This window comes from Allobosea sp. BH3 (assembly GCF_025499465.1).
Taxonomy (GTDB): domain Bacteria; phylum Pseudomonadota; class Alphaproteobacteria; order Rhizobiales; family Beijerinckiaceae; genus Allobosea.
The window spans coordinates 19,780-40,976 of the sequence record NZ_JAIMCA010000005.1; the positions used below are offsets into that span (position 1 = coordinate 19,780).

General features: G+C 68.6%; 17 protein-coding genes. 11 read left to right on the forward strand and 6 right to left on the reverse strand.

Annotated elements, in window-relative coordinates:
* Positions 1-184 precede the first annotated feature (184 nt).
* From rimP to truB, 6 genes are all read left to right on the forward strand, one after another.
* Entirely contained in the window at positions 185-868 is a 684-nt protein-coding gene (gene rimP, locus BoBH3_RS16755; RefSeq protein WP_262331982.1) for a ribosome maturation factor RimP, read from the forward strand.
* Between the two features lie 5 nt (positions 869-873).
* Positions 874-2,466, forward strand: coding sequence for a transcription termination factor NusA (nusA, locus tag BoBH3_RS16760; RefSeq protein ID WP_262331983.1), 1,593 nt, complete (start codon positions 874-876; stop codon positions 2,464-2,466).
* Between the two features lie 14 nt (positions 2,467-2,480).
* Positions 2,481-3,182, forward strand: a complete 702-nt coding sequence (locus tag BoBH3_RS16765) for an RNA-binding protein (RefSeq protein ID WP_262331984.1) — start codon at positions 2,481-2,483, stop codon at positions 3,180-3,182.
* A complete protein-coding gene (gene infB, locus BoBH3_RS16770) occupies positions 3,179-6,010 on the forward strand; it encodes a translation initiation factor IF-2 (protein ID WP_262331985.1) in 2,832 nt (943 codons plus the stop codon). Before BoBH3_RS16765 ends, infB begins: the two co-directional genes overlap by 4 nt.
* A 153-nt stretch (positions 6,011-6,163) precedes the next feature.
* On the forward strand, positions 6,164-6,598 hold the full coding sequence (gene rbfA, locus BoBH3_RS16775; RefSeq protein WP_262331986.1) for a 30S ribosome-binding factor RbfA: 435 nt from the start codon (positions 6,164-6,166) through the stop codon (positions 6,596-6,598).
* Complete coding sequence (gene truB, locus BoBH3_RS16780; protein WP_262332540.1) at positions 6,588-7,532, forward strand: tRNA pseudouridine(55) synthase TruB; 945 nt, start codon at positions 6,588-6,590, stop codon at positions 7,530-7,532. The genes rbfA and truB overlap by 11 nt, the downstream gene beginning before the upstream one ends.
* 72 nt (positions 7,533-7,604) lie before the next feature.
* Here truB and hemA read toward each other — a convergent pair whose 3' ends face one another.
* The 4 genes from hemA to BoBH3_RS16800 form a co-directional block, all read right to left on the reverse strand.
* Positions 7,605-8,816, reverse strand: a complete 1,212-nt coding sequence (hemA, locus tag BoBH3_RS16785) for a 5-aminolevulinate synthase (RefSeq protein ID WP_262331987.1) — start codon at positions 8,814-8,816, stop codon at positions 7,605-7,607.
* An 81-nt stretch (positions 8,817-8,897) separates the two neighbouring features.
* On the reverse strand, positions 8,898-10,157 hold the full coding sequence (locus tag BoBH3_RS16790) for an allantoate amidohydrolase (RefSeq protein ID WP_262331988.1): 1,260 nt from the start codon (positions 10,155-10,157) through the stop codon (positions 8,898-8,900).
* Between the two features lie 112 nt (positions 10,158-10,269).
* Complete coding sequence (locus BoBH3_RS16795) at positions 10,270-10,785, reverse strand: invasion associated locus B family protein (protein ID WP_262331989.1); 516 nt, start codon at positions 10,783-10,785, stop codon at positions 10,270-10,272.
* A 165-nt stretch (positions 10,786-10,950) separates the two neighbouring features.
* Complete coding sequence (locus BoBH3_RS16800) at positions 10,951-11,697, reverse strand: SDR family NAD(P)-dependent oxidoreductase (protein WP_262331990.1); 747 nt, start codon at positions 11,695-11,697, stop codon at positions 10,951-10,953.
* Between the two features lie 422 nt (positions 11,698-12,119).
* Here BoBH3_RS16800 and BoBH3_RS16805 point away from each other — a divergent pair, with 422 nt between their 5' ends.
* A complete protein-coding gene (locus BoBH3_RS16805; protein WP_262331991.1) occupies positions 12,120-12,926 on the forward strand; it encodes a WecB/TagA/CpsF family glycosyltransferase in 807 nt (268 codons plus the stop codon).
* A gap of 16 nt (positions 12,927-12,942) precedes the next feature.
* A complete protein-coding gene (locus BoBH3_RS16810) occupies positions 12,943-13,845 on the forward strand; it encodes a DUF6492 family protein (protein WP_262331992.1) in 903 nt (300 codons plus the stop codon).
* Here BoBH3_RS16810 and BoBH3_RS16815 read toward each other — a convergent pair.
* Positions 13,842-15,071: a lipopolysaccharide biosynthesis protein gene (locus BoBH3_RS16815; RefSeq protein ID WP_262331993.1), complete on the reverse strand. Its 1,230-nt coding sequence runs from the start codon at positions 15,069-15,071 to the stop codon at positions 13,842-13,844. The genes BoBH3_RS16810 and BoBH3_RS16815 overlap by 4 nt on opposite strands.
* 155 nt (positions 15,072-15,226) lie before the next feature.
* On the opposite strand from BoBH3_RS16815, the gene BoBH3_RS16820 reads away from it, so the two are divergent.
* Together BoBH3_RS16820 and BoBH3_RS16825 are read left to right on the forward strand one after the other, a co-directional pair.
* Positions 15,227-16,321, forward strand: a complete 1,095-nt coding sequence (locus BoBH3_RS16820) for an endo-1,4-beta-xylanase (RefSeq protein ID WP_262331994.1) — start codon at positions 15,227-15,229, stop codon at positions 16,319-16,321.
* Between the two features lie 24 nt (positions 16,322-16,345).
* A complete protein-coding gene (locus tag BoBH3_RS16825; protein ID WP_262331995.1) occupies positions 16,346-18,772 on the forward strand; it encodes an exopolysaccharide transport family protein in 2,427 nt (808 codons plus the stop codon).
* 116 nt (positions 18,773-18,888) lie between these two features.
* On the opposite strand, the gene BoBH3_RS16830 is transcribed toward BoBH3_RS16825, so the two are convergent.
* Positions 18,889-19,893: a glycosyltransferase family 2 protein gene (locus BoBH3_RS16830; protein WP_262331996.1), complete on the reverse strand. Its 1,005-nt coding sequence runs from the start codon at positions 19,891-19,893 to the stop codon at positions 18,889-18,891.
* 130 nt (positions 19,894-20,023) lie between these two features.
* Between BoBH3_RS16830 and BoBH3_RS16835 the strand changes: the two genes are divergently transcribed.
* Positions 20,024-21,193, forward strand: coding sequence for a glycosyltransferase (locus BoBH3_RS16835; RefSeq protein WP_262331997.1), 1,170 nt, complete (start codon positions 20,024-20,026; stop codon positions 21,191-21,193).
* Positions 21,194-21,197 lie beyond the last annotated feature (4 nt).

A 21,197-nucleotide genomic window follows, 5' to 3' on the forward strand; every position in this document is an offset into this window, starting at 1 on the left:
CGGTTAGCGGGATCGTGAGAATTTGGCGTATCCATGAGGGGGAACTTGCATGTTCCGCCGATGCGGATTAAGTAGCCCGCAACAGCTCTGGTATCGGTCAGAACCGATGATCAAGAGCGGGCCTGCCGGCCCGCTCTTTTTTATTGGCCGCGACCCGCCGGAGGCAGATGGAACCGTCCGGGTCATGAGCGAACCGACATCCGAGCAGGAAAAGCGCCTCGTCGTCGAGACGGGTGTTGCGGCGCGAGTCGCCGCCATCATCGAGCCGGCGATCGTCGATCTCGGCTATCGGCTGGTGCGCGTGCGCGTCAGCGCCCAGAACGGCTGTACCGTGCAGATCATGGCCGAACGGCCGGACGGCACGATGAATGTCGAGGGCTGCGAGGAGATCAGCCAGGCTGTTTCGCCGGCGCTCGATGTCGACGATCCCGTCCAGGCGGCCTATCATCTCGAGGTTTCGTCGCCGGGCATCGACCGGCCGCTGGTGCGCGCGAGCGATTTCGAGCGCTGGGCCGGCCATCTTGCCAAGATCGAGACGAGCGAGCCCTTCGCCGGCCGCAAGCGCTTCCGCGGCATCCTGCGCGGCGTCACAGGTTCGGATGCCTTGCTGTCGCGTGATGACGCCAAGACCGACGAAGAACGGGACGTCGCCATTCCGATGCGGTTGATCGCCGAGGCCAGGCTCATGCTGACCGACGCGCTGGTCACCGAGTCGCTGCGCCGCGGCAAATCCGGCCTGCCGCCGGAGATGCCCGCCGCCGAGGACATTGCAGGCCCGAAGAAGGGCCGGGGTAAATCACTGGGACCGCGTCCGGGCAAGAAGTCCGGCGGACCGGCTCCGCAGAACGACGATATCGAAGAGGAGTGAGCGTCATGGTCGTCAGCGCCAACAGGCTCGAACTGCTGCAGATCGCCGATGCGGTCGCGCGCGAGAAGTCGATCGATCGCCAGATCGTCGTCGACGCCATGCAGGACGCCATCGCCAAGGCGGCCCGCTCGCGCTACGGCGCCGAGACGGACGTCCATGCCGAGATCAACACCAAGACCGGCGAGCTGCGGCTGGCCCGCCATCTCCAGGTCGTCGACACTGTCGAGAACCCGGCGATCGAGATCACGGTCGACGAGGCCAAGCGCCACAATCCTGCTGCGCAAGCAGGGGACGTGATCGCCGATCCGCTGCCGCCCTTCGATTTCGGCCGCATCGCCGCCCAGTCGGCGAAGCAGGTCATCGTCCAGAAGGTCCGCGAGGCCGAGCGCGACCGCCAGTACGACGAATACAAGGACCGCATCGGCGAAATCGTCAACGGCGCCGTCAAGCGCGTCGAATACGGCAACGTCTTCGTCGATCTCGGCCGGGGCGAGGCGATCATCCGCCGCGACGAGATGATCCCGCGCGAGACCTTCAAGGTCGGCGATCGCGCCCGCGCCTATGTCTATGACGTGCGCCGCGAGCCGCGCGGCCCGCAGATCTTCCTGTCCCGCACCCATCCGCAGTTCATGGCCAAGCTCTTCGGCCAGGAAGTGCCGGAGATCTATGACGGCATCGTGGAAGTCAAAGCCGTTGCCCGCGACCCGGGTTCGCGCGCCAAGATCGCCGTGATCTCCCGCGATTCCTCGATCGACCCGGTCGGTGCCTGCGTCGGCATGCGCGGCTCGCGCGTGCAGGCCGTCGTCGGCGAGCTGCAGGGCGAGAAGATCGACATCATCCCGTGGTCGCCCGACGTCGCGACCTTCGTCGTCAACGCGCTGCAGCCGGCGGAAGTCGCGAAGGTGGTGCTGGACGAGGAAGCCGACAAGATCGAGGTCGTGGTGCCGGACGAGCAGCTCTCGCTCGCGATCGGCCGCCGCGGCCAGAACGTCCGCCTCGCCTCGCAGCTCACCGGCTGGGACATCGACATCCTCACCGAGCAGGAGGAGTCGGAGCGCCGCCAGAAGGAGTTCGTGCAGCGCACCGAGCTGTTCATGAATGCGCTGAACGTCGACGAGACGGTCGGCCAGCTCCTGGCTTCGGAAGGCTTCCGCAATGTCGAGGAGCTCGCCTATGTCGAGCTCGCCGAGCTCGCCTCGATCGAGGGCTTCGACGAGGAGACCGCTTCCGAGATCCAGAACCGCGCGCTCGAGCATCTGGCCGCCATCGAGGCGGAGTTCGACGAGAAGCGCCGTGCGCTCGGCGTCGAGGACGCCTTGCGCGAAGTCGAGGGCGTCACCACTTCCATGATGGTCGCGCTTGGCGAGAACGACGTGAAGAGCGTCGAGGATCTCGCCGGCTGCGCCACTGACGACCTTGTCGGCTGGACCGAGCGCAAGGATGGCGAGGCCACCCGGCATTCCGGATATCTCGACGGTTTCGATCTCTCGCGTCAGGATGCGGAAGCGATCATCATGGCCGCGCGCGTCCATGCCGGTTGGATCGAGGCTCCCGTCGAGGAACCCGAGGCTGAGGCCGACGAGACGGCCGAGGCCTGAACGGGACTGTCGCGGTGAAGGCGGCGACGCAGAGAGACCGGAAGGAAGGGCTTGAGCGGAGCTGCGTCGTGACGCGGACCGCCAAGGCGCCGGAGGATCTCATCCGTTTCGTCGCCGGGCCTGACGGCGTGCTGGTGCCCGATCTGCGCAGGAAGCTGCCCGGGCGCGGCGTCTGGGCGAGCCTCAGCCGCCGTACTGTGGCGGAGGCGATCCGGCGCAAGGCTTTCGAGCGCTCGCTCAAGGCCAAGGTCGCGGTGCCGGCCGATCTGCCGGACATGATCGACCGGCTGATGCTGCGCGATGCGTTGCAGGCGCTGTCGATGGCCAACAAGGCCGGGCTCGTCATCGCCGGCTTCGCGAAGGTCGAGGCGCTGATCGGCTCCGGCCGTTGCCTCGCCGTCATCGCGGCGAGCGATGGCGCCGAGGACGGCAGGCGCAAGATCGGCCAGGCGGTCCGCAGGGTTGCAGCGGCCCGCGAGGCCGAAGGGCTCAAGGCCCGCGAACTGCCCGTCGTCGAGATTTTCTCGGCGGCGGATTTGGAATTGGCGTTGGGGCGGGCACATGTGATACATGCCGCCCTTGCTCCGGGTCCAGCGGCCGAGGGTGTGCTCTCTCGCTGGCGTCGGCTCGTCCGATACCGGACGGACGACACCGCCGCATCTGACCAGAACGACACCGAAAACACGACCGAACCGGCAGGACCGAACGCGGAATGACCGATACCAAGACCCCGGGCGACAAGACACTCTCCGTCAACCCGCCCAAGACCCTGTCGCTGAAGCGGCCTGTCGAGCAGAGCACTGTTCGTCAGAGCTTCTCGCATGGGCGCTCCAAGCAGGTCGTCGTCGAGGTCAAGCGCCGCGTCGCCGGGCCGGAGGTGAAGGAACCCGTCGCGCCGCGTCCGCCGCAGGCTCCCGCCCCGCAGGCGGTGCAGCCGCGCCCGTCGGCCCCCGCGCAACCCGCGCCGCAGCGTCCGGCCAGCAGCATGCTGCTGCGCACCCTCTCCGACGAGGAGAAGGACGCCCGCCAGCGCGCCCTGTCCGAGGCCCGCAACACCGAGGCCGAAGCGCGCCGTGCCGCCGAGGACGAGGCGCGCCGTCGCGCCGCCGCCGCCGAACGCGAGCGGCAGGAGCGTGACGATGCGCAGGCTCGCCAGCGCCAGGAAGAAGAGCGTCGCCGTCACGACGACGATCAGAAGCGCCGCGCCGAAAGCGCTGCCCGTCAGCGCGACGAGCAGGTCTTCCGCCCGGCCGCGCCTGCCAGCCGCGAGGCTGCTCCGTCGGCCCCGGCTTCCGCCCCGGCCCCGCAGGCAACCCAGTATTTCGGCCGCCCGGCCCCGTCCGGTCCGCGCGAATTCGCGCCGCGTCAGCCGATGCGCGACACAGGCGCGCGCCCGCCGCGGCTGGACAGCCGTCCGCCGCGCTCGGATTCGCCGCGTCCGCCCCGCATGGACACCACGGCCCCGTCCGAGCCTGCCGTCGTGCGTCCGGCCCGTCAGGCACCGTCTTCGAGCGGTGCCCCGCGCAGTCGCTCGGACGACGTCGATGTCAAGGCGGCGTTCCGCCGGCCCGGCATCGGCGCCGGTGCTGGCCGGGGGCCTGCTCCTGCCGCGCCCAAGGTTCCGAAGACCGCCAACGACAAGCCGCGCGGCCGCCTGACGCTATCGACCGCGACCGGGAGCGAGGACGAGCGGACACGCTCGGTCGCCTCGTTCCGCCGGCGCGTGCAGCGCATGACCGGCCATCGGGCTTCCGATGCGCAGAAAGAGCGCGTGATGCGCGAGGTGATCATCCCGGAGACGATCACCATCCAGGAACTCGCGAACCGCATGACGGAGCGCGGCGTCGACGTCATCCGCCTGCTGATGAAGCAGGGCGCGATGCACAAGATCACGGACGTGATCGATGCCGACACTGCCCAGCTCATCGCCGAGGAGATGGGCCACACCGTCAAGCGCGTGGCCGAGTCCGACGTCGAGGAAGGCCTGTTCGATACGCCTGACACCGACGAGACCCTGGAGTCGCGGCCGTCGGTCGTGACCATCATGGGCCATGTCGACCACGGCAAGACCTCGCTGCTCGACGCGATCCGCAAGACCAAGGTCGTCACCGGCGAGGCCGGCGGCATCACCCAGCATATCGGCGCCTATCAGGTGACGACGCCGCTGGGCAGCCAGGTGACCTTCATCGACACCCCCGGCCACGCCGCCTTCACGGCGATGCGCGCCCGCGGCGCCAAGGTGACGGACATCGTCGTCCTGGTCGTGGCGGCCGATGACGGCGTCATGCCGCAGACGGCCGAGGCCATCAATCACGCCAAGGCGGCCGGCGTTCCGCTGATCGTCGCGATCAACAAGGTCGACAAGGCAGACGCCAACCCCGACCGCGTCCGCGCCGAACTGCTGCAATACGAGATCCAGGTCGAGACGCTGGGCGGTGAGACGCTCGAAGTCGAGGTTTCCGCCAAGACCGGCCACAACCTCGACAAGCTGCTCGAGGCGATCTCGCTGCAGGCCGAGGTGCTCGATCTCAAGGCCAACCCGCATCGCGCCGCCGAAGGCACGGTCATCGAGGCCAAGCTCGATCGCGGCCGCGGCCCGGTCGCGACCGTTCTCGTCCAGCGCGGCACGCTGCGCACCGGCGACATCGTCGTGGCGGGCGCCGAATGGGGCCGCGTGCGCGCCCTGATCGCCGATACCGGCGCCCAGGTGAAGGAGGCTGCGCCCTCCATGCCGGTCGAGGTGCTCGGCTTCAACGGCACGCCCGAGGCCGGCGACCGCGTCGCGGTGGTCGAGTCCGAGGCCCGCGCCCGCGAGATCACCGATTACCGCGAGCGTCAGCGCCGCGACCGCCTCGCCGCCCGCGGCGCGGCTTCGGGCGCCGGTCGCTCGCTCGCCGAGATGATGCGCGAGCTCAAGGAAGGCGCCGGCCGCAAGGAGTTCCCGCTCGTCATCAAGGGCGACGTGCAGGGCTCGGTCGAGGCCATCGTCGGCTCGCTCGAGAAGGTCGGCAACGAGGAGGTGCGCGCCCGCGTGCTGTCCTCGGGCGTCGGCGCCATCACCGAGTCGGATGTCACGCTTGCCCAGGCTTCGGGCGCGGTCGTCGTCGGCTTCAACGTGCGCGCCCACAAGGAAGCGCGCGAGGCGGCTGAACGGGCCGGCGTCGAGATTCGCTACTACAACATCATCTATAACCTCATGGATGACGTGAAGGATGCGATGTCGGGCCTGCTGGCGCCGACTCTCCGCGAGACGATGCTCGGCAATGCCTCGATCCTCGAGATCTTCAACGTCTCGAAGGTCGGCAAGATCGCCGGTTGCCGCGTTACCGACGGCACGATCGAGCGTGGCGCCAATGTCCGCCTGATCCGCGACGGCGTCGTGGTCCACGAGGGCAAGCTCGGCCAGCTCAAGCGCTTCAAGGACGACGCGAAGGAAGTCGTGGCCGGCCAGGAATGCGGCATGTCCTTCGAGAACTATCAGGACATGCGCGTCGCCGACGTCATCGAGTGTTACCGCGTCGAAGAGATCAAGCGCAGCCTCTGAGGGCTGCGCTTCCTGAAGCAGCACGTCATGGCCGGGCTCGACCCGGCCATCTCGTGACGAGAAGAGCGCGTCCGGCGCCTTGTCTTCTGAGAGATGGTCGGGTCAGGCCCGTCCGTGACGTTTGATCCGGTCCGATCCCGGAGAACGAGAACAATGGCCAAACCAGCGAAACCTTCCGGTCCGTCCCAGCGGCAGCTCCGCGTCGGCGAACTCATTCGCCACGCCATCGCCGACATGCTGGCGCGCGGCGACATTCATGACGACGTGCTGGCAAAGCATGTCGTCACCGTGCCTGAGGTGCGCCTCTCGCCCGATCTCAAGCTCGCCACGGCCTACATCATGCCGCTCGGCGGGCAGGACGTTAAGCCGGTGCTCAAGGCGCTGGAGGGCCACAAGCGCTATATCCGCGGCGAAATCGCCCACCGCGTGAACCTGAAATACGCGCCTGACGTCCGCTTCCGCGCCGATGAGAGCTTCGCCGAGGCGGAGCGCATCGACACACTGCTGGATTCCGAGCAAGTGCGCCGCGACACCGATCGCAAACCCCTCAAGATCGACCAAGACGACGACCGTGACGATGACCTCTGAGAGCAAGACCGAAGCCGCCGCCATCAGGGAGGAGGCTCCGCCCCGCCCGAAGAAGCGTGACGTCCATGGCTGGGTCGTGCTCGACAAGCCCGTCGGCATGACCTCGACCCATGCGGTCAGCGTGGTGAAGCGCGCCTTCTCGGCGAAGAAGGCCGGCCATGCCGGCACGCTCGATCCGCTCGCCTCGGGCCTGCTGCCGATCGCGCTCGGCGAGGCGACGAAGACTGTTCCCTTCGTGATGGACGGGCGCAAGGCCTATCAGTTCACCGTCGCCTGGGGCAGCCAGACCGATACGGACGACACCGAGGGGCGCGTGATCGCGACCTCCGAGACGCGCCCGGACGAAGCAGCGATCCGCGCGCTGCTGCCGCGCTTCACGGGGACGATCCTGCAGACGCCGCCGAAGTTCTCGGCGATCAAGATCGCCGGCGAGCGTGCCTACGATCTCGCCCGCGACGGCGAGGAGGTTGCGCTCGAAGCGCGTCCCGTGGAGATCGATTCGCTGGTGATCGTCAGCCACGACGGCGCCACTACCACCTTCGAGGCCGAGTGCGGCAAGGGCACCTATGTCCGCGCCATCGCCCGCGACCTCGGCCAGGCGCTGGGCTGCCTCGGCCATGTCGCGCATCTGCGCCGCACCCGCGTCGGACCCTTCTCGGTTGCAGATGGGGTTGGCGTCGAGACGCTGCGCGAAAGCCCTGACGAGGCGCTGGCCGCGCTGAGGCCGGTCAAGTCGGCTCTGACGCTGATCCCGGAGATCGTGATCCATCGCGACGCCGCGGCCCGTATCAAGCGCGGCCAGAGCGCCCTGCTGCGTGGCGCCGAAGCGCCGGTCGCGTTGCAGGCGGCCTATGCCACCTGCGCCGGCACGCTGGTGGCGACCGGCTCGGTCGAGAACGGCGAGTTCGTGCCGCACCGGGTGTTCAATCTCTGAGACAATACCGCGTCACAGGGCGTCATGCTCGGGTCTGCGCTTTGCTCAGACCGAGAGTGGCGGCGTGGCGCCCTACGCCGCCCGCTTCAGCCCATCCCGAGTCCAGATCGCCGTCAGCGCCGCGACGAGCGCCTCGATATGCGCATCGGTGTGGAAGGGTGAAGGCGTGATCCTGAGCCGTTCCGTGCCGCGCGGCACGGTCGGGTAGTTGATCGGCTGCACATAGATGTCGAAGCGCGCGAGCAACTCGTCGCTGATCGCCTTGCAGGCCTTCGCCTCGCCGACCATCACCGGCACGATGTGGCTGGGATTGGCGAGATGCGGGATGCCGGCACGATCGAGCGCCCGGCGGAGCGTCGCCACGCGCTCCTGCTGCCGCTCGCGCTCGATGGCGCTGTCCTTGAGGTGATGGATCGCCGCGATGGCGCCGGCCGCCACGGCCGGCGGCAGCGCGCTGGAGAAGATGAAGCCCGAGGCGAAGCTGCGGATGAAGTCGCAGAGCGCCGCCGAGCCGGTGATGTAGCCGCCGATTACGCCGAAGGACTTCGCCAGCGTGCCCTGGATCAGCGTCAGCCGGTCGGTCAGCCCCTCGCGTTCCGAGATGCCGCCGCCGCGCGGCCCGTAGAGGCCCACCGCATGGACCTCGTCGACATAGGTCATCGCGCCGAATTCATCGGCGATGTCGCAGAATTCCTTGATCGGGGCGACGTCGCCATCCATCGAATAGACGGACTCGAAGGCGATCAGCTTGGGCCGCGCCGGATCAAGCGCGGCGAGCTTGCGGCGCAGGTCGTCGGGGTCGTTATGGGCGAAGATCAGCTTCTCGGCGCGCGAATGCCGGATGCCCTCGATCATCGAGGCATGGTTCAGGGCGTCGGTCAGGACGATGCAGCCGGGAATCCGCGCGGCCAGCGTCGAGAGCGCGGCCCAGTTCGACATGTAGCCGGAGTTGAACAGCAGCGCGGCTTCCTTGCCATGCAGATCGGCCAGCTCGCGTTCCAGCAGCACATGGTAGTGGTTGGTGCCGCCGATGTTGCGCGTGCCGCCTGCGCCGGCGCCGCAGCCATCGAGCGCTTCATGCATCGCGGCGAGCACCTTCGGGTGCTGGCCCATGCCGAGATAATCATTGGAGCACCAGACGGTGACGTCGCGCGGGCCGTTCGCGCCATGGAAGCGCGCGGTCGGGAAACGGCCGGCCTTGCGCTCCAGATCGGCGAAGACGCGGTAGCGGCCCTCGTGGCGCAAGGTCTCCAGCTCTGCGCGGAAGAAATGCTCGAAATCCATGGCCAGCCTCCTGCGGCGCGCCATTCCTAGTCCGCGGGGACGTTTCGCGGAATGGCGCGCGGTGTCGCGGCTGGAATTCTTCTACTTCGACCGTTCGGCGAGTTCCAGAATCGTCTCGAGCATCACGCGGATCGCGATGCCGGCATCGGCCTCGGTCATGTTCTCCAGCGGCGAGTGGCTGATGCCCTTCTCGTTGCGCACGAACAGCATGGCGGCGGGCGCGACCGCCGCCATCGACATGGCGTCATGGCCGGCGCCGGAGGGCAGGCGCCGGGTCGCGAGATTGCTGCCGGTCTTCGTCACGCCGGCGGCAAGGGCTTCCTGCAGGGCAGGGTCCATCGGCACAGCCTCGGCTCGGGCATAGGGCACGATATCGAGGCCGACGCCGCGGCGCGTGGCGATCTCGGCGAAGCGGGCGCGGATCGCGGTCTCCATCGAAGCGAGCGTCTCGTTCTTCGGCGCGCGGAAGTCGATGGTGAATTCGACCGCACCGGGCACGACATTGGTCGCGCCGGGGTTCGGCCGGAAGACGCCGACCGTGCCCACCGCGAGCTCATGGCTGCCGGCGATCGCCTCCAGCGCCAGTGCCATTTCGGCGGCGGCCGTCAGCGCATCCTTGCGCAGCGCCATCGGCACGGTGCCGGCATGGCCGGCCTCGCCGGTGATGCGCACCCGTGCGCGGCTCTGGGCGTTGATCGTGGTGACGATGCCGACCGGCTCGTTCTCGGCCTCCAGCACCGGCCCCTGCTCGATATGCAGCTCGAGATAGGCCCGGATCGAGCCGGGCTTGCGCGCGAGCGCGGGAATCCCGGCGGGATTGCCGCCGAAGGCGACGAGTGCGTCGGAGAGCTTCACGCCATCCGCGTCCCGGCCATCGAGCCAGGCCGGGTCGTAGCGCCCGGCCAGCGCCTCCGAGGTCGACAGATGCGTCGGGAAGCGGACATTCTCCTCATCGCCGAAGGCGACGACCTCCAGCGGAAAAGGCAGCGTGATCCCGGCATCGCGCAGCGCCTGCGCCACGAGGATGCCGGCGACCACGCCGAGATTGCCGTCGAAGCGCCCGCCATCCTTGACCGTGTCGATATGCGAGCCGATCATCACGGAAGGGTGGCCTGCGGCCGCCCCATCGCGCCGTCCCTGCACGGAGCCGGCAGCATCGATGAAGGCGCTGAGCCCGGCCACCTCCATCGCGCCCTTGACCCATTCCGCCGCCTGCCTGTGGGCCGGCGAGAGATAGAGCCGGGTCAGCTTGCCGGGCTCGTCGGAGAAACGGTTGAGGCCGGCAAGCGCGGCAAAGGCGCGGGCGCCGAGGACGGCGGCGGAGGGAAGCATCTGCGTCATGGCCGCGACGTTAGTGCAGCGCCGCTGAATCGGCGACAGGCATTTTGGCCTATCGCGTCGAACCATGTCGCAGGCGCTTTGTCGGCCGGATCCGCTCTCGGCGAGGTTGCTCCTAGCTCTGGGCGGCGTCCGCATCGCAGCGCTGCATCATGCGCGAGGCGGCTGTGACGCCGGCGAGCGAAAAGGTGTAGGTCGTGACATTGCCCCGCGCCGAGCGTGCTTCCAGCGTCATGTTGCTGCCGGCTCGCATGGCCGCGAAAAGCGCCGGTTCGCGTTCCAGCTGTTCGAGCCAGGCGTTGCTGCCCTCCGTCAGCATGCGAAAGCTGTCATCGCCGATGGTGATGGTGACGACCGAGTTCGTGGCGAAGTCATAGCCGGTCTGGAAACTCGATTCGGTGTTGCTGTCGCTGCCGCCCGTCTGCGTGAAGAAGAACACCTCTCCATGGCGCAAGCTCGAAGGCTCCATGGTCGATGGCGCGCTCATGATGAAGCAACGCTGCGTATCGCCTTTCTCATAGGTCACCGCGCTCCAGTCATTGAACTGTCCGAGCGACTTGGCGGTGACGGCCTGAGCTGCCGAAGCCGTCAGAAGGGCAAGGGCTGCTGTCGAGAGGGCCAGCTTGATCATCGTTTATCTCCTTTTCGCCCCCTTAGGGTGAAAAGAGAGCCTTACCGGGGCGTAAACATGATCAAGATAATTCTGCGTCGTTCTGGCGCAGGGCGCGACGCGGCGCTCAGGGGCTGCGCCGAAGCGGAGAATCCGGTCCGGCGCAGCTGATCGTCGGTGCCGGCCTCAGTAGGTCGCCCGGCCGCCCGAGAGGTCGAAGACGCTGGCGGTGGTGAAGCTGTTCTCGGCCGAGGCCAGGAAGGCGACCATGGAGGCGACCTCCTCGGGCAGCAGGAAGCGCCCGCGCGGGATCTTCGCCAGCATGTAGCCGATATGCTCCTCGCTCATCTGGTCGAAGATGCGGGTCCGCGCCGCGGCCGGCGTGATGCAGTTCACCGCGATGTCCTTGTCGGCCAGCTCCTTGCCGAGCGACTTGGTCAGCGCGATCACGGCCGCTTTCGAGGCTGAGTAGGCCGAGGCGTTGGGGTTGCCCTCCTTGCCGGCGATCGAGGCGACGAGGACGATGCGGCCGTAGTTGCGCTTGATCATGCCGGGCACGACAGCGCGGCAGCAATGCATCGTGCCGTCGACGTTCAACTTCATCACCCGCGCCCAGTCCTCGAGCGGGTATTCCCAGGTCTTGTGGTTCGGCCCGGCTATGCCGGCGCTGGTGACGAGGATGTCGACGCTGCCGTGCTTGGCTTCCAGCGCGTCGCTCGCCGCCTGCACGGCGGCCGCGTCGGTCACGTCGACGGCGATGCCGGCGGCGCCATGGCCGATCTCGGCGGCGGCCTTCTGGGCCAGCGCTCCGTCCACATCCCAGATTGCGACCGTCGCGCCGCTGGCCGCGAAACGTTCGGCGACGGCGCGGCCGATCCCCTGCGCGCCGCCCGTGACGATGGCGACGCGGTTCTTTAAATCGATTTGGTTCATTGGGGGGCCTCCCTCAGCCTTATGCGGCCTGAGCCTAGCCGGGACGTCGAGGCCGGGCCAGAGGGGCTTAATACTTCATTCAATCGTGCATGGTCGATATGCGTAAATCGCATGTCGAGAGCGGGGCGCGGCACACGTCTGGGCGTGTGTCCCGTGTCGTAACGAAACGGGGCGGGCCGATCCTGTGTCATCGCGGAACCTCCCGGCTGCGGCTGCCATGCAGGGCTGAAAAAGAGGGCGACGCGACGTTCCGGATCGGCACAAAACCTCGATATTACAAGTGGATCGCCGTTAAGGCGCATTCGCGCTTCGGGGAAGGAACGCGTTCACCTTCAAGCCGTCTTGGCCTTGACCGTGGGGCCGGTTGCGTCATGACATCCTCGCTATAAACAGGGGGCCGGCACGGCCTGGGAAAACGATCAGTGCGCGCATCTCTCTCCATCGCGATTGCCAATGAAGCCGAGCGCCGGAAGCGCGCGGGCTACGTCAAGCGCGACATCGGCGGCATCGGAGTCGCCGTCATGGAGCGCGAGGCTGCGATCGCGGAGGTCTTCGACGCGATCGCGACGCGCCGCCATGTGAAGCTCGCCTTCTGCAACGCCAATCTCGTCAACGTCGCCGCGGGTGACACGCTGCTGCAGCGCAGCCTCTCGACCTTTCTGGTGCTCGCTGACGGCATCGGCGTCGATCTCGGCAGCTGGCTGCTTTACGGCAGCCACTTCCCGGCCAATCTCAATGGCACCGATTTCTTCCCTGCCCTCTTCGCCCGGCAGGACCATCCGCTGCGCGTAGCGCTGCTCGGCGGCCGGCCCGGCGTTGCCGATCGCGCCGCCGCCCGGCTGGCGCAGCTCTATCCCACCCACCGCTTCAGCGTGCTGTCGCACGGTTATTATGCGCCGGCCGAGGAGGCGGGGCTGCTCGACAGGCTGAAGGCTGAGCAGCCGGACCTGCTGCTGGTGGCCTTTGGCAATCCCCTGCAGGAGCGCTTCATCGCCGACAAGCTCACAGGCCGGCACGCATCCGTGGCCGCGGGCGTCGGGGCGCTGTTCGACTTCTTCGCCGGCGAGGTGCCGCGCGCGCCGGAGGCGATCCGCAAGGCCCGGCTCGAATGGGTCTATCGCCTCTGGCTGGAGCCGCGCCGGCTCTGGCGCCGCTATGTCGTCGGCAACCCGGCCTTCCTGCTGCGCCTGTTCAGGCAATACGTCGCCGACGGCCGACGCAGCGGGTGAGTTCGCGGCATTGAGCATGAGCTTTGCCCTGGCGACGCCGAGCTACAGGGGCGATATCGAGCGTTGCCGCCTGCTCTGCGCCAGCATCGATCGCTTCGTGACCGGCCATGCGGTCCACTACCTCCTGATCGAGGACCGCGACCTTCCCCTGTTCCGGGATTTCGAAGGCCCGCGTCGGCGCGTCCTCGCCGAATCCGAAGTGCTGCCGCGCTGGCTGAAGTCCTGGCCCGATCCGTTCAGCCTGGGCCGGCGCCGGGTCTGGACGGGCTTGGGCGCCGCGGCCCGTGGCATCCCGCCGCTGCGGGGCTGGCACGCCCAGCAATTGCGTAAATTCGCCGTCGCGAAGGCCAGCGCTGAGGATGTCATCCTCTTCGCCGATTCGGACATGCTCTTCGTCAGGCCTTTCGATCTCGCGAGCCTGATGAAGGACGGCGCCACCCGCCTCTATCGCAAGCCGGATAACATCACCGCCGAAATGGAGCCTCATCGAGCCTGGTGCGAGAATGCCTCGACCCTGCTCGGCCTGGCGTCCCCGGCCTATCCGGGGCCGGACTACATCAACAACATGGTCAGCTGGCGCCGCGAGCATGTGCTGTCTTTGCTCGCCCTGATCGAGCGCCGCAGCGGGCGCGACTGGGTGACGGCGATCGCGCGCGACCGGCGGTTCTCCGAATACATGATCTACGGCTACTACGTGGAACGCCTGCTCGGGCTGGAGGCCGCCGGCCACTGGCCGGACCCGCGCGAGCTCTGCAAGGTCTACTGGATCAACGAGGATGTCGAAGGCTTCGAGCGCCTGGATTCCTTCGAGGAGGTACTGGCGCCCTGGCAGGTCGCGGTGGGCGTGCAGTCCTTCATCGGCGAGCCGCTCGACCGCATCCGCGCCCTGTTCGAGCGGCAGGCTCGACAGGCGAGCTAGCGCCGCGCCGGCGCCAGCAGCGGATAGGTGAAGCCGGCCGAGACCAGATAGACGAGGCCAAAGACGAGGTTCATCCAGCCGGCCCACTCGTCTCCCGCCGCGAAACGCGTCATCACGAGCGTGATCAGCCCGGCCTTGAGCGCCGTCAGCAGGGCGAGCAGCAGGATGCGCGAGCCCGTCCGTTCGCGGGCATAGAGCAGCTCGGCATGGTATTCGACGAGATTGCGGAAGGCCGGCACCAGCAGCATCGGCGCGAAGAGATAGGCGGCCTGGGAGACGTTGCGCCCGAGCAGCCCCGGAAACGGCATCAGGGCCAGGATCACGGCCACGAGCCCGGCGACCGAGACCAGCGCGATGCCGGCCTCGAAGCCGGCGAGCCGCCTGCCTCCGCCGAGCCCGCGCTCCTGCATGATCTTCTGCACCAGCATCTGGTTGAAGCTGCGCACCGGCATGGCGGTGAGGTCGATGACCCGGAAGGCGATGGCGTAGAGCCCGGCAGTGCGCTCGCCGGCGATGCCTAGCACGAGCAGCTTGTCGAGCTCGGACTGGATGTAGAAGAAGATATCGGCCGTGCCGGCAAAGACCGCGTCCGCCATGCGGCGCGGATAGAGGCTGCGCACGAAGCGCCAGCGCGACGCCGGCAGGAAGGCCGCGAGCGCGATCGCCGCGCTGGTCATCGTCGCGGCGCAATAGGCGAAGGCCCAGTTCTCGAGGCTGGAATGGCCGAGCGCGACGAAGGCCAGCGCCGCGGCGGTCCGCAGCGCCGAGCCGATGATGACGAGCAGCGCCGCCTGCCGGAAGCGCCTGAGGCCGTTGTTGACGATGGCGACGACCTCGACGACGCGCCAGCCCAGCACCTCAGCGCCGATAATCGCCGCGAAGGGCAGGATGGCGAGGCGTTCCGCGAAGAGGGCGAGATAGGCTGCCGCGGCGACGGCGGCGATCAGTGGCAGCGACACCAGGCCAAGCCCCGCGAAGCCGCCGAGATAGGCTCCCAGCAGGCGCGGCTTGACGGTGGCGGTGCGATAGAGCGGCGAGACGAAGCCGAAGGCGAGCAGCCGCGACAGGATCAGCCCGGTCGCCGAGGCGGTGGCGAACAGGCCGAAATCGCCGAGAGTCAACGTGTTGGCAACTATAAGGAAGTAGACAAGGGAGATGACGAGCCGGCCGGCCGAGCCGCTCAGGATGGTGAGGTATGCGACGATGACGGCACGATCTGGCAGCATGATCCGTTTCCGCGGGCGGCTGGCCCGGCGCGTGCCTCTGGCGTGGCATATGGCGAGTCCCTCATAGCCGAGAGGCGTTGAACGACCCTAAACGAAACGGAATCGCCCCAAATAAGGCGGCCCCCGGAAAGCGCCCAGGAAAGAGCCCAGCGCCGATGCAGCAGACCGAAGCGGACCGGAATGACGCGATGCCGACGCGGCGCGGACTCCTGCGCGGCGCCGCAGCCTGCGCGTTGACGGCCGCAGCGGCCGGCCCGGATGCGGCGCAGGCGGCTCTTCGGCCGATCCCCTTCGGCTCCGCCGCCGAGATCGACGCTTTCCGGAGCGATGCGCGCTATCGCGAGGCGCTGAAGCGCTATTGCGACGTCATCGTGCCGATGAACGACCTGAAATGGCAGGGGCTGCGGCACGACCGGCCGCGCTTCGACTTCTCCGGAGCCGACGAGATCGTCGCCTTCGCGCAGGCGAACCGCAAGGCGCTGCGCGGCCACACCCTGCTCTGGGGCGATGCGCTGCCGCCCTGGGCGAAGGAGATGACGACCCGGGCGGAGGCCGAGCGCGAGCTCGTCAACCACATCGAAATCGTCGTCGATCGCTACAAGGGCCGGATCGCGACCTGGGATGTGGTCAACGAGGTCATCAGATACGAGCCCAGTCCCGATACGCCCCTGCGCGACACGATCTGGCAGCGCCTGCTCGGCCCTGAGCATATCGAGATCGCCTTCCGCACGGCCGCACGGGTCGATCCCAAGGCGCGGCTCGTCCTCAACGACTTTCTCTTCGAGGAGGCGGCTCCCGCCGGTGCCGCGCGCCGCAAGGTCGCGCTCGACATCTTCCGGCGCCTCCGGGACAAGGGCATCCCCGTCCACGGCCTCGGCATTCAGGCTCATCTCTACGGCGAGAAGGACCTCGATCTCGACGGGCTCCAGCGCTTCCTGCGCGATCTCGACGCGCTCGGCCTCGATGTCGAGATCACCGAGCTCGACGTCATCGACTGGAAGCTGCCCGCCGATCCGGTCCTGCGCGACAAGCTGGCCGCGGCCAGGGTCTCGTCCTTCCTGGAAGCCGTCGTCGCCGCCAAGCGCCCCAAGGCGATCGTGACCTGGGGGCTGACCGATCGCTATTCCTGGGTCCCGGACACCTTCCCGCGTCAGGATTCGGCCCGCGCCCGGCCCCTCCCGCTCGATACCGATTACCGCCCCAAGCCGATGATGGCCGTGCTCGAGCGCTTCCGGCGCGGCACGGCCTAGTACAGCCCCTTATCCCGGAACAGAGTGAAGCGTCGCGTCATGTTCACCACCGAGCCGGCTGCACAGGAAGGACAGGAGGCACCCGCCCGCCGGGAACGGCCGGCCTCGCCCTCCGCCCTGCCGCTCGCCCGCCTTGCCGACCCCGCCTGGATCCTGGCGACGCTCTGGAGCCGGCGCGGGCTGATCCTGCTGATGGCGGTCGCTGGTCTCGGCCTGGGCATCCTCGCCGGCCTGATGATGACGCCGAAATACGTCTCGACGGCGCAGCTCTTCATCGACCCGCGCGACCTGCGCGTGCTCCAGAACGACGTGTCGCCCAATACGGTCGGCAGCGACCCCACCTCGATCACCGGCTATCTGGAAAGCCAGGCGCGGGTCATCGCCTCGGACAGCATCAAGTCACGTGTCGTCGAGCGGCTCGGCCTCGACAAGGACCCCGATTACGGCGGCGTGGCCCGCGGCGGCCTGTTCTCCTCCCTCTTTTCCTCAACACCGGCCCCCGGCTCGCCCGATCGGTCCATGCTCTATGCGCTGGCGGCGCTCGACAAGAATGTCGCGGTCCGCCGCGGCGAGCGCACCTTCGTCATCGACATCTCCGCGACGGCGCAGGACCCCGACAAGGCCGCGAAGATCGCCAACGCTCTCGCCGAGGCCTATCTGGAGGATCAGGCCGCGGTCCGTGTCGAGTTGGCGCAGCGCGCCACCGCGTCCCTGACCGGGCGTCTGGAGGAGCTGCGCAACCGTCTGCGGATCGCCGAGGACAAGGCGCAGAAATACCGCGAGGCCAATAATCTCGTCGGCATCGGCGGCAAGCCGCTGAGCGAGGAGCAGCTCGCGCTCAATACAGGCCAGCTCGTCGCGGCGCGTACACGAATGACCGAAGCCAAGGCGAAATACGACCAGATCGTCGCGACCCGCGCCTCCAGCCTCGAGGCAGGAGCCGCGCCCGAGGCCGTCTCCTCGAACACCATGACGGCGCTGCGCGCCCAGCTCGGTGCCGCGCTCGCCCGCGAGGCCGATCTCGTCGCCTCGCTCGGCGATCGCCATCCTGCACTCGCGGCCGCGCAATCGCAGGTCCGTGACGCACGCCGCCAGATCACCGAGGAACTCGCCCGCATCGGCCGTTCCGCCAAGGTCGAGTACGACCGGGCCATGGATGCCGAGCGCCAGCTCGCCAGCCGCGTCGATCAGCTCACCAAGGCGCAATATGCCGTGGGCCGCGCCTCGGTCGAGCTGCGCGAGCTGGAGCGCGAGGTCGAGTCCTCGCGCGCCGTCTATGACGCCTTCCTGCGCCGCGCCCGCGAGACCGGCGAACTCGGCGGCATCGACACCACCAACGCCCGCGTCATCAGCCCGGCCATGCCGCCGCTGGAGAAGAGCGGCATCAGCCGCCGCAATCTCGCATTGCTCGGCGCCATCGGCGGTGGCGGCTTCGGTGCCCTGCTCGCGCTGGCCCTCGCCCTCTCACCCGTCCCGCTTCCGGCGCCGGGCGTTGGCGCCGCCATGCGCCGGCCCTTCTGGCGCCGCGCTCCGCGTCCGGTGGCGACGCCTGCGCCTGAAGCCTCCCCGGCTCCGGTCCCGCCCCCACAGGCCGCGGCTGTGCCGCCCGAGCCCCCCGTCCTGAAGCCGGCCGCGACCCCACAGGTCGAGACGAGCAAGCCCAGGGAAGCGGAGCCGGCCGCCCAGACGAGCGGCTGGCGCCGCCTCATCGCGATTCCGGGCGGCCAGACCGAACGCGGTGCCGATAGGCCGGTGCCCACTCCCTTGCGCGTGCTGGGCGCGCTTCCGGCGGTGCGCCATCGCCGCTGGCGCAGCGAGGTCGCCGATCCGCGCTCGGTCTTCCAGGCGCAGGCCCATCTCGTCGACGTCATCGACAAGCCGCAGGGCGGCTTCGCGCGCGCGGTCGCCACGATCCGCACCGAACTGGCGCAGGCCGGCAACCGCCGCCGCATCCTTGTCGTCGGGCTGCAGCCGCAGGCGGGCGCCACCACATTCGCGCTGAACCTGGCGCTCGATGCCGCGCAGGCCGGTCTGCCGGCACTGCTGGTCGATGCCGGCGATGGCGCGCTCGGCCTTACCCGCATCTTCGCCTCGGATGCCCCGACCGGTCTCGCCGAGGTGCTCGGCCAAGGCGCTTCCGTCGCGCGCACCGCCTGCAAGGACGAGGGCACGGGCCTCGCCTTTCTGCCGCGCATCGGCAGCGTGCCGGTGCCGGGTCCGAACGCGATCCAGTCCGGGCTGTTCGGCGCGGCGCATCGCTTCGGCCCGATCGTGATCGATGGTGGCAGCCGCCGGGCCGATGCGCTGATCGGCCGCTTCGCCGAGGCGGTCGACGACATCGTGCTGGTCGTGCGCGGGGAAGAGCCCGCCAAGGCGGAGATCGAGCGCTGGAGGGCCGAGCTCGGGCCTCAGGCCGGCAAGCTCGCCGGCGTCGTCGTCAACGCGGGCTGAGCCGGCGCGTCCTCCGTCCCGATTCGAGGATGCCGCCCTTTTTCATTGCGGCATCGGTTCTGGGTTCCGGCCTCAGGCCTGCAGCCTGCCCCGGAATGACGGGGAGGTTCCGTTGCCTAGTTCTTTTCCGGCTTGCGATACTGCTCGTTGGCGACGCCGAATTCGGACATCAGGCGACCCCATGCCACCTGCGCATGATAGAGCCCGATCAGCCCCGAGCTCGTCCGCAACCCGAGCGCGATGCCACGCGGAATGGAAGCCGCCAGAAGGGCTAGCGACTTCCCTAGCACGCGCAGTCGCCCGGTGGGTCCGGGATGCTGCCGTCGCTCGATGGCGGCCGAGATCGCGCCGTTGCGCAAGCCGCGCGCCGCGATCCAGCCGAACTCGCTGCGCCGCGCCGGCATGGTCTCGCGCTGCGCCGCTTCCTGCACCCACCAGAAGCGGAAGCCGGCGGCCTTGGCGCGGGTGAAGAAATCGGTATCGCCGCCGCCGGTGAAATCGAAGCTCTCGTCCAGGAAGGGGAAGCCGAGCCGCTCCAGCACCTCGCGGCGGATCAGGTAGTTGGCGCTCGAATAGAGCATCGGCACCGGCCCCGAGGCGCTGTAATGCGACCGGAAGACCGGATGCGCCGAGAGCCAGTCGCGCGAGGTGTCAGTGAAGACGGGGGTCACCGAGCCGCCGAACAACTCCGCCGGCGCGCTTCCGGCCGCTTTCAGGAAGGCGTCGAGCCAGCCGGGTTCGGCCTCTTCGTCGTCGTCGATGCCGAGCACCTGCTTGAGCGCCGGAAACCGCGTCATCGCGCAGCGCCAGGCGGCGTTATAAGCCTTGCAGTTGCCCTGGCGCGGCTCGACGATCACCAGTCCCTTGAACAGACCGGCCGCCAGCAGCGCGCTCGCTCGTGCGGCACCGGCCCGCTCGATCCCCTCGTTCTCGACCACGATCACCGCGAAATCATGCCCGCCCTGCTGGCCGGCGAGCGAACGCAGCGTCGCCTCCAGCATGTCGGGCCGCTTGAAGGTCGGCACGCAGATCACGCTCTCGACCCCGGCGAGCGCGCCAGGCGGCGATTGCGCGATCACCGCGAACGGCTCCGGCGTGTCGAAATGCAGGGCAGTCGTCATGGGGCCGGACCCTAGGTCAGCGTGGCTTAAGGTTCGGTGTTCGCGGGCTCATTTAGCATGGTTTCCCTTGGCGCTTGACCTGTCGTGACAATGGGGAGACTGAAACGCATCCGCTCCAGAGCCTCCGTCATTGCGCCTCGCTTTCCTGACCTCGCTCATCCCGGTTGCCCGGCCTGATACCGGCTTTGAGATCGCCAATGCGGCGATCCTCTCGGCTTTGCGTGCCGCCGGTCACGACGTCCTGGCGATCGGCTTCGTCCGGCCGGGCGAAGTTCCGGCCGATCCGGAGGCCGCCGTTGTCGTCGCGGAGGTCGACATCGAGAATGCGGTGGTCCCGCTGGCGCGAAGGCTCGAATGGCTCGCGGCGGCCTTCCGTTTCCGGCTTCCGGTCGCCAGTGCCAAGCTGCGGCAGGCCGGCGCCGGACGCCTCGTCGAAGCGGTCGAGGCGCATGGACCCTTCGATGCCATCGTCCTGAATTCCGTCATGCTCCCGGGCGCCTTTCCCGAGCTGCTCCAGCTCGCGCCCTGCATCCTCGTCGAGCACAATATCGAGCATGCATCCGCGCGGCAGAGCGCCGCCTACGCAGGCAACCCGCTGCTCCGCTGGCTCTTCGCCCGCGAGGCCCGGCTGCTGGAGGAGATCGAGCGCCGGCTCTGGCGGGAGGCGCGCTTCGTCTGGACCCTGTCCGAGGAAGACAGGCAGGCGCTCGGCCCGGCCGGGCAAGGCAAGTCGGACGTGCTGCCGCTGCTCTCGGGGTGCGGCGAAGCACTGCCGCAGGGCGCGCCGGAGGCGCCGCCGGCCTTCGATATCGGCCTGATCGGCACCTGGAGCTGGGAGCCGAACCGGGTCGGGCTCGACTGGTTCCTGCGGGAAGTCTGCCCGCTGCTGCCGGCGGATCTGCACGTTGCCGTCGCCGGCCGGCTGCCGGCCGATCTGCAGGCGCCGCCCCATGTCGCGCTCGTCGGCCGCGTGCCGGCTGCCGACGCCTTCCTCCGCTCCTGCCGGATCGTCGCGCTGTCGAGCCGGGCGGGCACCGGCGTCCAGCTCAAGACGATCGAGGCGATGCAGCTCGGCATGCCGGCCGTGGCGACGCCGCTTTCCTGCCGTGGCTTCACGGCGCTGCCGGCCAACTTCACCCTCGCCGAAACGCCCGCCGATTTCGCAGCGGCGCTGGTCGGGCGGCTCGGGGCGATCCGTGCCGGTGATCGTCAGCGCATCGACGGAGCGGCCTTTCTCGACGGTCAAAGCGCCGCCCTGGCGGAAGCGCTCGCGCGTGGGCTTGCTGCCGTTCGGCCTTGAGCGC

Coding starts and splice junctions, on each gene's coding strand:
- BoBH3_RS16795 (WP_262331989.1), bottom strand. CDS start 10,785: ATGATCAAGCTGGCCCTCTCGACAGCAGCCCTTGCCCTTCTGACGGCT.
- BoBH3_RS16800 (WP_262331990.1), bottom strand. CDS start 11,697: ATGAACCAAATCGATTTAAAGAACCGCGTCGCCATCGTCACGGGCGGC.
- nusA (WP_262331983.1), top strand. CDS start 874: ATGGTCGTCAGCGCCAACAGGCTCGAACTGCTGCAGATCGCCGATGCG.
- rimP (WP_262331982.1), top strand. CDS start 185: ATGAGCGAACCGACATCCGAGCAGGAAAAGCGCCTCGTCGTCGAGACG.
- BoBH3_RS16810 (WP_262331992.1), top strand. CDS start 12,943: ATGAGCTTTGCCCTGGCGACGCCGAGCTACAGGGGCGATATCGAGCGT.
- BoBH3_RS16815 (WP_262331993.1), bottom strand. CDS start 15,071: ATGCTGCCAGATCGTGCCGTCATCGTCGCATACCTCACCATCCTGAGC.
- BoBH3_RS16830 (WP_262331996.1), bottom strand. CDS start 19,893: ATGACGACTGCCCTGCATTTCGACACGCCGGAGCCGTTCGCGGTGATC.
- hemA (WP_262331987.1), bottom strand. CDS start 8,816: ATGGATTTCGAGCATTTCTTCCGCGCAGAGCTGGAGACCTTGCGCCAC.
- infB (WP_262331985.1), top strand. CDS start 3,179: ATGACCGATACCAAGACCCCGGGCGACAAGACACTCTCCGTCAACCCG.
- truB (WP_262332540.1), top strand. CDS start 6,588: ATGACCTCTGAGAGCAAGACCGAAGCCGCCGCCATCAGGGAGGAGGCT.
- BoBH3_RS16820 (WP_262331994.1), top strand. CDS start 15,227: ATGCAGCAGACCGAAGCGGACCGGAATGACGCGATGCCGACGCGGCGC.
- BoBH3_RS16790 (WP_262331988.1), bottom strand. CDS start 10,157: ATGACGCAGATGCTTCCCTCCGCCGCCGTCCTCGGCGCCCGCGCCTTT.
- rbfA (WP_262331986.1), top strand. CDS start 6,164: ATGGCCAAACCAGCGAAACCTTCCGGTCCGTCCCAGCGGCAGCTCCGC.